The organism is Humibacter ginsengiterrae (genome assembly GCF_054780115.1).
Genome location: NZ_BAAGWY010000015.1, coordinates 1 through 12,911 on the forward strand (window position 1 = coordinate 1; position 12,911 = coordinate 12,911).

At 68.5% G+C, this 12,911-nt stretch carries 13 protein-coding genes; 7 read left to right on the forward strand and 6 right to left on the reverse strand.

Annotation, left to right across the window (positions count from 1 at the left end; translation table 11 throughout):
* Positions 1-510: 510 nt before the first annotated feature.
* Together ACYVII_RS15515 and ACYVII_RS15520 are read right to left on the reverse strand one after the other, a co-directional pair.
* Positions 511-795 carry a DUF2277 domain-containing protein gene (locus ACYVII_RS15515; protein WP_460536716.1) on the reverse strand — a complete coding sequence of 95 codons (285 nt, stop codon included), beginning with the start codon at positions 793-795 and terminating at the stop codon, positions 511-513.
* Between the two features lie 60 nt (positions 796-855).
* Positions 856-1,371, reverse strand: coding sequence for a MarR family winged helix-turn-helix transcriptional regulator (locus ACYVII_RS15520; RefSeq protein ID WP_460536719.1), 516 nt, complete (start codon positions 1,369-1,371; stop codon positions 856-858).
* 153 nt (positions 1,372-1,524) lie between these two features.
* On the opposite strand from ACYVII_RS15520, the gene ACYVII_RS15525 reads away from it, so the two are divergent.
* From ACYVII_RS15525 to ACYVII_RS15535, 3 genes are all read left to right on the forward strand, one after another.
* Positions 1,525-3,051, forward strand: a complete 1,527-nt coding sequence (locus ACYVII_RS15525; RefSeq protein WP_460536721.1) for an FUSC family protein — start codon at positions 1,525-1,527, stop codon at positions 3,049-3,051.
* Positions 3,052-3,133: 82 nt separating this feature from the next.
* The gene (locus tag ACYVII_RS15530) at positions 3,134-3,568 is read left to right on the forward strand and encodes a DUF1707 SHOCT-like domain-containing protein (protein ID WP_460536723.1); all 435 of its coding nucleotides are present in this window, start codon (positions 3,134-3,136) and stop codon (positions 3,566-3,568) included.
* Between the two features lie 21 nt (positions 3,569-3,589).
* A complete protein-coding gene (locus ACYVII_RS15535) occupies positions 3,590-4,060 on the forward strand; it encodes an Lrp/AsnC family transcriptional regulator (protein ID WP_460536725.1) in 471 nt (156 codons plus the stop codon).
* Between the two features lie 90 nt (positions 4,061-4,150).
* Here the strand turns inward: ACYVII_RS15535 and ACYVII_RS15540 are convergent, their stop codons facing one another.
* Genes ACYVII_RS15540 through ACYVII_RS15555 form a run of 4 tightly spaced genes read right to left on the reverse strand, consistent with a single transcriptional unit; the run spans position 4,151 to position 7,851 of the window.
* Entirely contained in the window at positions 4,151-5,122 is a 972-nt protein-coding gene (locus ACYVII_RS15540) for a glycine betaine ABC transporter substrate-binding protein (RefSeq protein WP_460536916.1), read from the reverse strand.
* A 35-nt stretch (positions 5,123-5,157) separates the two neighbouring features.
* Positions 5,158-5,967, reverse strand: a complete 810-nt coding sequence (locus tag ACYVII_RS15545) for an ABC transporter permease (RefSeq protein ID WP_460536727.1) — start codon at positions 5,965-5,967, stop codon at positions 5,158-5,160.
* Entirely contained in the window at positions 5,964-7,169 is a 1,206-nt protein-coding gene (locus tag ACYVII_RS15550) for an ATP-binding cassette domain-containing protein (protein WP_460536919.1), read from the reverse strand. Before ACYVII_RS15550 ends, ACYVII_RS15545 begins: the two co-directional genes overlap by 4 nt.
* Before the next feature lie 34 nt (positions 7,170-7,203).
* Complete coding sequence (locus ACYVII_RS15555; protein ID WP_460536921.1) at positions 7,204-7,851, reverse strand: ABC transporter permease; 648 nt, start codon at positions 7,849-7,851, stop codon at positions 7,204-7,206.
* A gap of 448 nt (positions 7,852-8,299) precedes the next feature.
* Here ACYVII_RS15555 and pdhA point away from each other — a divergent pair, with 448 nt between their 5' ends.
* From pdhA to ACYVII_RS15575, 4 genes are all read left to right on the forward strand, one after another.
* Entirely contained in the window at positions 8,300-9,472 is a 1,173-nt protein-coding gene (gene pdhA / locus ACYVII_RS15560; RefSeq protein ID WP_460536729.1) for a thiamine pyrophosphate-dependent dehydrogenase E1 component subunit alpha, read from the forward strand.
* Positions 9,469-10,491, forward strand: a complete 1,023-nt coding sequence (locus tag ACYVII_RS15565; RefSeq protein WP_460536730.1) for an alpha-ketoacid dehydrogenase subunit beta — start codon at positions 9,469-9,471, stop codon at positions 10,489-10,491. The genes pdhA and ACYVII_RS15565 overlap by 4 nt, the downstream gene beginning before the upstream one ends.
* Positions 10,491-11,840, forward strand: a complete 1,350-nt coding sequence (locus ACYVII_RS15570; RefSeq protein ID WP_460536732.1) for a dihydrolipoamide acetyltransferase family protein — start codon at positions 10,491-10,493, stop codon at positions 11,838-11,840. Before ACYVII_RS15565 ends, ACYVII_RS15570 begins: the two co-directional genes overlap by 1 nt.
* Before the next feature lie 249 nt (positions 11,841-12,089).
* On the forward strand, positions 12,090-12,905 hold the full coding sequence (locus ACYVII_RS15575) for an LLM class oxidoreductase (protein WP_460536735.1): 816 nt from the start codon (positions 12,090-12,092) through the stop codon (positions 12,903-12,905).
* The last annotated feature ends 6 nt before the right edge of the window (positions 12,906-12,911 follow it).

Here is a 12,911-nt window from a genome sequence, read left to right on the forward strand (position 1 = left end):
ACACCAGGGCCTCCGCTGCATGTCGGCATCCCGAGCCACTCTCGAGATGATCCACGAATCTGCACCGTGAGGCCCTGGGCCTACAAGACCAAACCCACAACCCCACACTCATAGGGTCTGAGCCGAGCGCAAAGCGAGCTCGCTCGCTTTGCCGAACCGATGGAGTCGGTTGAGCGGCGAAGTCGCGAACAGTTGCGAGTGAGCCGAGCGCGATGCGAGCTCGCTCGCGTCGCCGAGGCGATTGAGCAACTCGAGCGGCGCAGCCGCGAACACCGACGACTGAGGTGAGCGCCGGGCGAGCTTGCTCGCGTGGCCGAACCGATGGAGTCGGTTGAGCGGCGAAGTCGCGAACCCGCTTCCCGAACCCGCGTTGCCCTCCCGAAAACAGGCAGGAAGGCGCTTACCACCGGAGAACAGGCAGAATCTGCCTGTTCCGGGGAGATCTGCCTGTTTCCGCGGCCCCAAGGCGGACACCGGCGCGGCCGGGCCGCTCTCGTGCCACCGGCCGGCTCAGGCGGATGCCGCAGCGTAGCGGCCGGAGCGGATGGCGCGTGCCCTCGCCTTCGCCGCCTCCTCCTCGCGGTTCTTCGGCGGCGTCGTGGCCACGAGGTCGTCGAGGAGGTGCTGCGTGATGTGCGCGATCTCGTGCACGGCGTGATCGAAGGCATCCTGATTGGCCTTCGACGGCTTCGTCGTACCGGCGATCTTGCGCACGTACTGCAGCGCGGCAGCATTCACCTCGTCCGACGTGGCGGCCGGTTCGAAGTTGTGGAGGGTGTGGATGTTGCGGCACATACCGCGACCATAACCCCGGGAACGGTCGGCGGAACAGGGGTGTTCAGGGGTGAGCGACGGTCAGGCGACGGCCGGGTCCGAACGCCGCAGCTGTTCGTCGACGGGCTCCAGTGCCGCCTCACCCATCGCCATCCGTTCCATGATGCCGGCCGCGAGTTCGAGAACACCACGCTCCGTGGGCGACAGCTTCTTCATGGCCTCGGCGAGCCAGGCATCTCGCTGAGCGAGGTCGGCGGCGAGCGCCGCTCGCCCGGCATCCGTGATGGAGAGGATGTGCTCCCGGCGATCCGTCTCGCTGCGCTCGCGGGTGATGAGCCCCTCGAGTGCGAGCTCCGCGAAGATCCTCGACAGCGATTGCGGCCTTTGGCGCTCAACGACTGCCACCGCACCGGCGGGCAGCGGGCCGAGGCGGCTCAGTGTTCCGAGCACGCTGAGCTTGTTGCTGCTGAGCGACCCCAGCACACGCTCGGTGCGCAGTCGCCGCGCCAATCGCATAACGCCACGGCGCACAGCCTGCACCGATACGGATGCCTGCCGCTCGACGAGCACGTCCCCTCGCTTCCAGTTCGAATTCATTAAGCACTATCGTACTATCTAGTCTTCGTCGATGCTGGTTGTCCGGAATGCATATCGGCCAGAACTAGCCCAGCCGATGAGAAACCTGGAGCCGAAACCAACCAGCGGATAGGCCCATCGATCGGTACGAACATGCGAAACAGTTTACGAGCGTTGGCGCGCAGCCTCGTCGATCCCGGCCTGCTGCGCCTTCGGTCGACGGCCGTCACGTACGCCACCGTGCTGATCAGCGCCGCGATCGCCTGCGTGCCGGCCGTGCGGTTCGGCCTCGGGATCTCGATCGTGGTGCTCGCGGTGATGCTCTCGATCAGCTTCACGCCGGAACGGGCCGGAGCGAGCGCCCGGCAGCGCTGGGTCTCCATCGTGGTGCTGCCGCTTGTCGGGGTCGCGGCGGGCGGAGTCGGATCGCTGATGTTCGAGGCGCCCGTCGTCGGCGATTCGCTCTTCGTGATCGTGCTCTCCGGTGCGATTTGGATTCGCCGCTACGGCCCGGTCGCGACACGCATCGGGACGCTCATCGCGCTCCCCTTCGTCACCGTGCTGATCGTGCCGGCACCGATCCAGCCGGGGGAAGGGTTCGCACCGTGGGCCGCCGCGACGGCGTTCGTCGTGGCCGTGGTCGCCCTCGCCCTGCAGTGGGCGGCACGGGCATCCGGATTCCTGCCGCGCCCAGCGACCGGTCCGGTCGCCGGCAGTCGGACTCCCTCTGCGGCGGCCCGCTCGACGATGCGCCCACGCGGCAGCACGCGCATGGCCGTGCAGATGGCGATGACACTCGCGGGCGCCTTCCTCATCGGTCACCTCGTGTTCGGCGAGCACTGGTTCTGGGCTGTGCTCACCGGCTACGTCGTCGCCAGCGGAAACCGTGGGCGCGGCGACGTGCTGTTCAAGGGCATCCATCGCACGCTCGGCGCCCTCGGAGGCACGGTGCTCGCGACCGGGTTGTCGACGTTCGCCTCGCGCGGCGCCGAGACCGGGCTGACCGCGGGGATGTCGGTGCTCGCCATCGGCGTCATCCTCGCGCTCGGCCTGTGGCTGCGCCCTACCGGCTACGGCTGGTGGGCGGCGGCGATGACCGCGATGATCTCGATCCTGCACGAACTGGAGGGCACCTCTCCCGGATCCGCGATGCTCGTGCGGCTCACTGCCATCGTGGTCGCCGGCGCCTTCGCGATCGCCGTCGCGTGGTGTGTGCTTCCGGTGCACACCGCGACAGTGCTGCGCGGACGCGTCTCCGCCGCGCTTGCCGCGCTCACCGACCTGCTGGTGGCGTGCATCAGGCAACCGGAGGAGGTCCCCGGCCACCGCGCGGCCCTCGACACCGCGCTCACGGGCATCCGGCAACTCGGTCCCACCCTGCGCCTGGAGCGCACGGCCCGCCTTCGCAACAGGGAGAGGGCGCATCGCGCCGACATCATTCCCGCATTCGAAGCGTGCTGGGAGCCGGCCGACGCGATCGCCGCGCGAGTGGAGCACGGGCATCCGTTGTCACCCGAGGAGACCCGCGAACTCGGCGCCCTCGCTCGCCGGGCCGGAGCGTGCCGCAGGATGCTCGTTGGCGCGCCTCCACCGCCACTCACCGACGCGCCACGCGCGTTCCCCGAGCTGCATGCGGCGATCACCGGCCTGGAGGCTCCTCTTCCGCTCATCGCCCGGTCGCCCGAGCCGCAGCCGTCGTGAGCGAGCGGATGCCGGTGCCTGCGGCAGCCGCTCTCCCGCGCGGACACTGGCATCCACGCCCGGAACCGGGCAGGCTGTGCTCATGGTCGACTACGCGAATCCCCTGCGGCCGAACGAACGCATCGCCGACCGCGATCGGCAGGATGCCGTCTCCGCGCTCTCACGCGCCCGCGACGAGGGCCGGCTCACTGCCGACGAGTTCGAGCAGCGCTCAGCTGCGGCGAGGTCGGCCGTGACCTGGAGCGACCTGGCACCGCTTTTCACCGATCTGCCGCGGCCGGCGACGCCGTCGGAATCCGTGCCCCACGACGACTGGGGCAGGCACTCCCGGGCGCTCGGCGGGGCGTGGGGAGCGACGATCATGTCGTTCGTTCCGTTCGTGGCCCTCGGGCTGTTCTTCATCGGCGGGTACGCGTTCAACGGCTGGACGTGGAGCTGGCTGTTCTTCCTGCTGATCCCTCTGGTCGGAGCGATCATCTACGGACCGGGAGCCGAAGCGCGCCGTCGACGGTACTGAGGGCGAGGGGCTTCTGTGGCGATGAACGTGGACAAAGTCGACCGGGCGATCATCGCGCAGCTCAGCGCCGATTCCCGTCTTTCCGTGCGGGCTTTGGCGGAGCGCGTTCACGTGTCGCGCAGCGCCGTCGCGAACCGGCTGCAACGGCTCATCGCCGACGGTGTCATCGAGGGGTTCGGCGCCCGCGTTGACCGCAAGGCGATCGGGCTGCACGTCACGGCTCTCGTGATCGTCAAGGTGGAACGGCAGCCGGGCTGGCAGGATGTCGCCTCCGCACTCACGGCGCTCCCGTTCGTCGAGTCCGTGCTCGCGGTCAGCGGCGACATCGACTTCGTGGTGACGGTGAGCGCACCCGATCACGAGAGCCTCAGCGACGTCATCATGCGGCAGCTTCACGAGGTGGACGGCGTGGCATCCACCCGCTCCTATATCGTGCTCGAGTCGTGGGACGGCACGGCGCCCGGCATCGCCCGCGACTCCTGGGACGTCTGAGCGCCGTCTCCTTCGTTCAGGTCGCAGTTTTCGTCGGAATCCGACGCTCATAGCGACAAAAAGTGCGACTTGAACGAGACTCACCGACCGCTACTGGGGTGACGAGATGAAGCCCTGTTCTTTCATCCAGTCGAAGGCGACGGTCGCGGGCTCCTCTCCCTTGACGTCGACCAGGTAGTTCAGCTTCTGCTGCTCGGCGTTCGAGAGCTTGTCCGTGATCTGGGCGAAGATGTCGGCGAGCTGCGGGTACTGCTGCAGCGTCTTGGTGTTGACCACCATGGACACGTTGTACGCAGGGAAGAAGTGCTTGTCGTCGTCGAGCACCGTGAGGCCGAGCGCTTTGATGCGGCCGTCGGTGGTGAAGACCTCGCCGAAGTTGCAGCTGCCGCGATCCGTGGCCGTGTACACGGTGCCGGTGTCGAGGATCTTCACGTTCTTGGTCGGGACGCCGTCGGGTGAGCCGAGGGTGAGGCCGTAGTGCGCCAGCATCGGCTTGAATCCGTCGGAGCGCGAGTTGAACTCGGACTCGACGCAGAAGGTGCGCTCGTCAACCGGGAGATCCTTCAGCTGGGACAGCGAGGTGATACCGCCGAGCTTCTTGACCGCCTCGGATCGCACGGCCAGCGCGTACGTGTTGTTCAGCTTGGCCGGCGGAAGCCAGGTGAGCCCGTTCTTGCGGTCCTCGTCGCGCACCGCCTCGAACTGCTTCTGCGGATCAGGGATGCCCTGCTTGTGGTCCAGGTATGTCAGCCATGCGGTGCCCGTGTACTCCCAGGTCAGCTGTCCCTTGCCGCTGAGCATGAGCTGACGCACGGCGACGCTGCCTGGCACGTCCGTCATGTCGGTGACGTCGAACCCAGCGGCCTTGGCGGCCAGCACCGCCATCTTGCCGAGGATGAGCTGCTCGGTGAAGTTCTTCGCGGTCACCGTGATGGAGGCACCGGCCGGCAGGTCGTCGATGGGATGGATGGATCCCTCGGCCACGGCGGGAACGAAGGCGGTCGCCGGCTGCAGCCCGCACCCGGTCAGGGTCGTCGCTGCGGCGACGGAGGCCGCCAGCATCAGAGCGCGCCGGATCGATCGCGTACGAGGCTTCTTCACGCTTGCAGTCCTTTCGGGCGGGCGTAGTGCTCGACCACGCGACCCGCCCAGTCGACGAGAAGCGCCAGCAGCGCCGTGAGCAGCGCCCCCGAGATCAGCACGCGGGGCAGGAACAGGTTGACGCCGGTCGTGATCAGAAGGCCCAGTCCCCCGGCGCCGACGAACGTCGCCAATGCGGCGGAGCCGACCAGGAGCACCAGTGCGGTGCGGATGCCCACGAGCATGACGGGCACGGCGAGCGGCAGCTCGACGCGGATCAGCACGGCCAGTGCGCTCATCCCCATGCCCCGGCCGGCCTCAACGAGGCGCTCATCCACGCTCTGGATCCCGATCATCGTGTTGCGCAGCACCGGCAGCGCCGCGTACACGACCAGCGCCACGACGGCCGCCCAGAATCCGAATCCGAGCCAGAACGCCAGCAGCACGATCAGGCCGACCGCCGGCGCCGCCTGCCCGACATTCGCCAGGGCGAGAATCACGCCGCTAGCGCGGATGAACGGCCGACGCGTGAGCAGGATGCCGAGGGGAACGGTGATCACCAGCACGATCGCGGCAGACACGAATGTGAGCGCGAGATGCTGGCCCGTGTAGGCGAGGAGATCGTGCGGATTGAGCGTGCTCCGCTCCGTCGGGGACAGGTGCGCGGTTGCGAGCCACACCACGAAGCCCGCAAGGATCAGCGCCACGACGATCGGTTGGATCAGCAGCCCGCGCCAGCTTCGCGCGCCGCCCGGCGCGTCCCCGCGGACGGGCTCGGCAAGCGTCGTCTCGCCACGAGTCGTCTCGGCACCCAGCGTGTCCGTCACGCGGCGCCGTCCGTCACGATCTGGAGCGAATCGGTGTTGGTGCCCACCGGTGCGACCGCCGTGCCGCGGGCATTCGCTCGCGCGGTGGCGATGGCATCCATGATGACCTCGACGGTGATCATGCCCGCGAACGAATCGCGGCGGCCGGTCACCAGCGCGGCTCCTGCATTGGAGACGAGCATGGTGTCGAGGGCGTCGTTGAGCGTGGAACCCTGGCCCACCACGGGAAGCTCCGGATCGGCAGACGCCGAGATCGTCGTGAGCCGGCCGAGCTGCCGGCGCGACGGCCAGCTCAGCGGCCGCTGCCTGTCGTCCAGGATGACCGCGTGGTCGTGACCGGCCGCGACGATGCGTTCGAGCACGTCGACCGCCGCCTCGCCGGGGTGCCCGATGATGGCGTCGGCGAGCGCGACATCCTTCACGCGGTTCAGCGTGAGCTGCTTCAGCCCGGCACCCGACCCGATGAAGTTCTCCACGAACTCGTTCGCCGGCTCCGCGAGGATGCGCTCGGGACTGTCGTACTGCACGATGTGCGCGCCTTCGGAGAAGACCACGATCCAGTCGCCGAGCTTCACCGCCTCGTCGAAGTCGTGCGTGACGATCACCATGGTCTTCTGCACCTCGTCTTGGATCTTCAGCAGCTCGTCCTGCAGCCGCTGCCTGGTGATCGGGTCGACGGCGCCGAACGGCTCGTCCATGAGCAGAACGGGCGGGTCGGCCGCGAGCGCCCTCGCCACGCCGACGCGCTGCTGCTGACCGCCGGAGAGCTCCCGCGGATACCGGTCGCGGTAGGCGGCGGGATCGAGCGAGACCAACTCGAGCAGCTCGTCGACACGGGCGGCGATCTTCGCCTTCGGCCAGCCGAGCATCTTGGGCACGAGACCGATGTTGGATGCCACGGTCATGTGCGGAAAGAGTCCTCCCGCCTGGATGACGTAGCCCATGCGACGACGCAGCTCATCGCCGTCGATCGTCGTGACGTCTTCGTCGCCGAGCTTGATGCGACCCTCGGTCGGCTCGATGAGCCGGTTGATCATCTTAAGCGTCGTCGTCTTGCCGCAGCCGGACGGGCCGACGAGCATGACGATCTTCCCCGCGGGGATCTCGAGCGTGATGCCGTCGACGGCCGCCTTGGCCTGTCCCGGATACCGCTTGGTGACCTCGTCGAGAAGGATGCTCGTCGAGGTCGCGCTGGTGGACACGGTCGCCGACTCGGGTGCGTCGGCGAGTGCGTTGTTAGTGGCTGACACGAATACCTCGCGAAATGGTCAGGCGGCCGAGGCCGAGGAGAAGGAGATCGAGGATGAGGGCGAGGACGATCACACCGAACACGCCGACGACGACGGACTCGAGCGAGTTCGCACCACCCAGCCGGGAGAGCCCGGAGAAGATGAATCCGCCGAGGCCCGGTCCCAGCGCGTACGCGGCGACCGCGGCGATTCCCATCACCATCTGGGCCGAAATGCGCACCCCGGTCAGGATGATCGGCCAGGCGATCGGGAACTCGATCGTGAACAAGACCCGCAGCCGGCTCATCCCGATGCCGCGCGCCGATTCGACCACCGAGCGGTCGACGGTGCCGAGACCGACGATCGCGTTGCGGAGGATCGGGAGCACAGCGAAGAACGTGACCACGAACACCGAGGGGGCGACGCCGAATCCGAGCGGCGTGATCAGCAGGCCGATCAGCGCGAACGACGGGATGGTGAGTCCCACGGCCGAGACGCCGTTCGCGATCGAGCTCAGCTGCGGAACGCGGTACACCAGGAACGCGATGAGCATCGCGATCAGGACGGCGAGCGCGAGCGACTGCACCACGAGTGAGAAGTGCTGCCACGATGCGAACCAGATCTGGCCCCATCTATCGACCAGAAAGTTCCACAACATGCATCGCCCTTCACACCGGTTACGTATCGTCAGTCCCTCGTCGCCGCGGTCATGCGCTCCGGGCAACGAGCAAGAACCCTAGCGATGCTCGAGCACCGGGTCACAGTCGAGTCGGGCGTCTCGCGCCGCCTTCTGCGCCAAATCGTTATATTCGGGCCCAGCGGAATGGCTGATGAAAGCGGATAAAGAGATTTCGACGGCAGGAAAGGATAACGATCGGTGCGGCGGCAGCCGATTCGTCGTGATCCCGGTCCGCCGCCGTCGGTCTCGAGGCGTTCGACCGGCGCAGGCCTGCAGTGGATCTACGGCTGCTGCGGTGGACGAATGGCACGTTCCACGACCGGTTCCGTGCCTGATTGTCGCGACAGGCGCGCCACTTCTGCCGTCTGAATCGACGTGAGCGGATGCCCACCCGGACGCTCCTGCGGCAGCCCACGATGGAAGGGTGAGTGACGAGGAAGTCATGGGTGGTGCACGTCCTCCGGGGCAGGCTGCGCCGCATCCTGTCGTGCCGACCGCGGAGTCGATCCGGCTGATCGACGAGCACGGGAGACGAGCCGGGAACGACCGAGCCGCGGGGTTCGAGCTGCCTGATGCGGGCATCCTGCTCGATCTCTATCGCCGCATGGTGCTGGCACGGCGTTTCGATGTGCAAGTGAGCGCCCTCACCAGGCAGGGCAGGCTCGCGACCTACCCCAGCGCACTCGGCCAGGAGGCGTGCGAGATCGGCGCAACCGCCGCGCTGGCCGAGGCGGACTGGCTGTTCCCGACCTACCGCGACTCGATCGCGCTTCTCACCAGGGGCGTGAAGCCGATTCAGGTGCTGTCGTTCTTCCGCGGCGACTGGCACTCGGCGTTCGATCCCGCTGAGCACCACGTGGCTCCGCAGGTCACTCCCCTGGCGACGCAGGCGCTGCACGCCGTCGGCTTCGCTCACGCCGCGAAGCTCAGAAGCGAGCCGACCGCCACCCTTACCTTCCTCGGCGACGGCGCCACCAGCGAGGGCGACGCGCACGAGGCGTTCAATTTCGCGGCCGTATGGCAGACGCCGACGGTGTTCGTCATCCAGAACAACGGCTATGCGATCAGCGTGCCGTTCGCCAAGCAGTCTCACGCCCGCACCCTGGCCGACAAGGCGATCGGCTACGGCATGCCCGGCTGCTTCGTCGACGGCAACGACGTGGCGGCCGTCTACGCCGTGGTGACGGATGCTCTCGAGCGTGCCCGCAGCGGCGGCGGCCCGACGATGATCGAGGGCCTCACCTACCGCATGGAGGCGCACACCAACTCCGACGACCCCACCCGCTACCGCACCGACGACGAGGTCGAGCGGTGGCGGGTGCTCGATCCGATCAGCCGTCTGGAGTCGTTCCTGGCCGACGAGGGCGTGCTGACCGAGACGCTGCGCGCCGAGATCGCGGATGCCGCCGAGCAGCTCGCGGCATCGACGCGGGAGGCGATGAACGAGTCGCCGCATCTGGATCCGCTGGAGCTGTTCGACCACGTGTACGCGTCGCCGCGTGCATCACTGGCGGAGCAGCGGGCGTACCTGGCGGCCGAGCTGGCGGCATCCGGATCGCCCCTGGCGTCCGCCGACGACACGAGGAGCAGGTCATGACGATCGCACACCACACGGAACCCCCGGCGACTGCGACGCGGCAGGCGCCGGCATCCATCACCCTCGGTGGCGCACTGAACGCGGCACTCTCCGACGCGCTGGCCGACGACCCGAGCGTCGTCGTCTTCGGCGAGGACGTCGGACCGCTCGGAGGCGTCTTCCGGGTCACCGACGGCCTCGCCGCGCGGTTCGGCGAGACGCGCGTGTGGGACTCCCCTCTGGCGGAGGCCGGCATCGTGGGCACCGCGATCGGCATGGCCATGAACGGCATGCGGCCGGTCGTCGAGCTGCAGTTCGACGCGTTCAGCTATCCGGCGTTCGAGCAGATCACCTCGCACCTGGCCAAGATGCGCAATCGCACGAAGGGACGCGTTCAGCTGCCCGTGGTCATCCGCATTCCGTACGCGGGTGGCATCGGCGGCGTCGAGCACCACTCCGACTCGTCCGAGGCGTACTGGACGCACACGCCAGGCCTCACCGTGGTGACGCCGTCGAACCCGGCCGATGGCTACTGGATGCTCCGCCAGGCCATCGCCAGTGACGACCCGATCGTCTTTCTGGAGCCGAAGAGCCGCTACTGGATGAAGGATGCCGTCGACCGCGAGCATGCGCCCGCCCCGCTCGACCGTGCCAGGGTCATCCGCACCGGAACGGACGTGACGCTCATGGCGTACGGCCCGACGGTGAAGACCGCGCTGGATGCCGCGGAGCTCGCCGAACTCGAGGATCTCTCGGTCGAGGTGATCGACCTGCGCACCCTCTCGCCATTCGACGACGAGACCGTCGGCGCGTCCGTGCGCAAGACGTCGCGGGCGGCGGTGATCCACGAGGCGGCGCAGTTCGGCGGCTACGGCGCGGAGGTCGCCGCACGTGTCACGGAGCGCAACTTCTTCCACCTCGCGGCGCCGGTTCTGCGCATCACCGGGTTCGACATCCCGTACCCGTCGCCGAAGCTCGAGGAGTACTACCTGCCGACGGCGGAGCGCGTGCTCGCGGCGCTCGACACATGGGAGTGGTGATGGCGGGCATCGAGCGCTTTCTGCTGCCCGACCTCGGCGAGGGGCTCACCGAGGCGACGATCGTGTCCTGGCTGGTGCAACCAGGAGACATCGTCGCGGTCGACCAGCCGGTCGTGGAGGTGGAGTCGGCGAAGTCGATCGCCGAGTTGCCGTCGCCCTACGCCGGACGTGTCGATGAGCTGCACGCGGCGGTCGGCGACACGGTGAAGAAGGACGACCCGCTCGTCACGATCGCGGTCGGCGCGGCCACGCCCGCCGGCTCGGATGAACACGACGAACCATCGGTGGAGACGTCGCCGTCTCCGGAGGCCGCCGAGCTGGTGCCGGGCACGGCGTTGCGACCGGATGCCGCGGGCGCGTCCGGCGCCGTGCTCGTGGGCTACGGCGTCAGCGAGTCGACGCGCACGTTCGCGCGTCCGGCCGGCGGTCGGTTCGGGCGCGGTCGCCGGCAGCACACCGGAACGACGACCCGCTCCCCCGTGGTGTCACCGATCGTGCGCAAGCTGGCGCACGACAACGGCTTCGACGCGACCCAGCTCAGCGGCAGCGGTCCCGGCTCGCTCGTGATGCGGGAGGACGTCGAGAGGGAGATCGCGGCGCGCCACGGAGCGACCTCGCACACAGGCGTCGGCGAGGCGCGTAGCGGCGATGCACGGGCATCCGACCAGCGCATCCCGATCACGGGCGTGCGCAAGATCGTCGCCGAGCACCTCACCCACTCCAGGCAGACGATTCCGGATGCGACGATCTGGCTCGACGTCGACGCCACCGAACTCGTGCGAGCCAAGGAGCGGCTCGCCGAGAGCACCGGGGAACGGTACAGCGTCACGGCGCTCGTCGCACGGTTCGTCGTCGCGGGTTTGCGCCGGTTCCCGGTGCTGAATTCGTCGGTCGACGAGGCTGCTGGGGAGATCGTGCAGCACTCGGCCGTGAATCTCGGGCTGGCGGCCCAGACGGGTCGCGGGCTGATGGTTCCGGTCGTGCACGACGCGCAGGCGATGACGCTGAACCAGCTTCGGGATGCCGTCGCCGCCCTCGTCGAGCACGCCAAGACCGGCGACTACCCGTCCTCGGCACTCACCGGGGGCACGTTCACGCTGAACAACTACGGGTCGCTCGGCGTCGACGGGTCGTCGCCGATCATCAATCACCCCGAGGCAGCGATGCTCGGCCTCGGCCGTCTGATGGAGCGTCCGTGGGTCGTGCAGGGCGAGCTGGCGGTGCGCACCGTGACGACGCTCTCACTCGTGTTCGACCACCGGGTGTGCGACGGGGACGTGGCATCCGGGTTCATCACCTACGTTGCGCGCTGCATCCAGGAGCCGCTGCTCGCCCTCACGGAGCTGTAGCCGGGCGCAGGGCCTTCTCACCGTCGCGCAGTGTCTCAGAAGGTGCCAGCTCGAGGCGGCGACGGTCGCGTGTTCGCAGACACGAGTACTGACGGTGTCGCATAACCTGCGGGCTCTTGGCTCGGAACCCGCAGGAACTGAGACACGCCAGCGACCCGCCGAGGCGTACTCGCTCCGGCTGACGATCCCGCCCCGGAAGCACTCCATCTGGAGGATGCGCTGCCCCGCGCTACGAGACAGGCTGACGCTATGACATCATTCCGATTCGGCGTGGTCAGCGGCGCTCACGGCGACGCCCGCGCCTGGGGCGAGACGGCGCGACGACTGGAGACGAGCGGGTATTCCGCGCTGCTCATTCCCGACACGCTGTTCACCCCGTCACCGTTCCTCGCCCTCACGGCCGCCGCGGCGGCGACCACGACGCTGCACATGGGCACCTGGGTGCTCTCGGCTCCGCTGCGCACTCCGGCTCAGACAGTGCGGGAGACCCGCACCATCGCCGAGCTCTCGAACGTGCGGTTCGAGTTGGGCATCGGTGCTGGCCGACCGCAAGGAGACGGCGACGCCGCGACGCTGGGCGTCGCGTGGGGCTCGCCGCGGGAGCGCGTCGATCGAGTGCAGGCGACGCTGGAGGCCGTGAAGGTGGCGTTCGGCGACGAGGTACCGATCACGCTGGCGGCAAGCGGGAACCGGATGCTCCGTCTCGCCCGTGAGCACGCCGGCACCGTTGCGCTACCGCTGAACCCGACCGCGCTCATGTCCGACGTCGACGCCGCGGTCGAACGCTTGCGCGCTGCAGCGGTGAGCGACCGGCCGCTCCCCGAGCTGGCGCTGCAGATCTCCGGCGTCGGCGACGATGTTCCGGAATGGCTGCGAAACAATGCCGGCGCCACGCCCGAGGCGCTGCGCGACGCCGGCGCGGTGGGCCTGCTCTCCGGCGACGCATCGCGGGATGGGGATGCCCTCGTGGCGCTGCGCGAGAAGACCGGCGTCTCGTTCATCACGATCTCCGACGAGTTCTCCGAGAGGCTCGCGCCGCTCGTCGCCGCGCTCAGCGGGCGGTGAGGGGCC

What these genes read in the sequence shown, in the direction of transcription:
- ACYVII_RS15515 (WP_460536716.1), bottom strand. Translation starts at nt 795, where the DNA reads ATGTGCCGCAACATCCACACCCTCCACAACTTCGAACCGGCCGCCACG.
- ACYVII_RS15570 (WP_460536732.1), top strand. Translation starts at nt 10,491, where the DNA reads ATGGCGGGCATCGAGCGCTTTCTGCTGCCCGACCTCGGCGAGGGGCTC.
- ACYVII_RS15575 (WP_460536735.1), top strand. Translation starts at nt 12,090, where the DNA reads ATGACATCATTCCGATTCGGCGTGGTCAGCGGCGCTCACGGCGACGCC.
- ACYVII_RS15540 (WP_460536916.1), bottom strand. Translation starts at nt 5,122, where the DNA reads ATGCTGGCGGCCTCCGTCGCCGCAGCGACGACCCTGACCGGGTGCGGG.
- ACYVII_RS15530 (WP_460536723.1), top strand. Translation starts at nt 3,134, where the DNA reads ATGGTCGACTACGCGAATCCCCTGCGGCCGAACGAACGCATCGCCGAC.
- ACYVII_RS15565 (WP_460536730.1), top strand. Translation starts at nt 9,469, where the DNA reads ATGACGATCGCACACCACACGGAACCCCCGGCGACTGCGACGCGGCAG.
- ACYVII_RS15520 (WP_460536719.1), bottom strand. Translation starts at nt 1,371, where the DNA reads ATGAATTCGAACTGGAAGCGAGGGGACGTGCTCGTCGAGCGGCAGGCA.
- ACYVII_RS15535 (WP_460536725.1), top strand. Translation starts at nt 3,590, where the DNA reads ATGAACGTGGACAAAGTCGACCGGGCGATCATCGCGCAGCTCAGCGCC.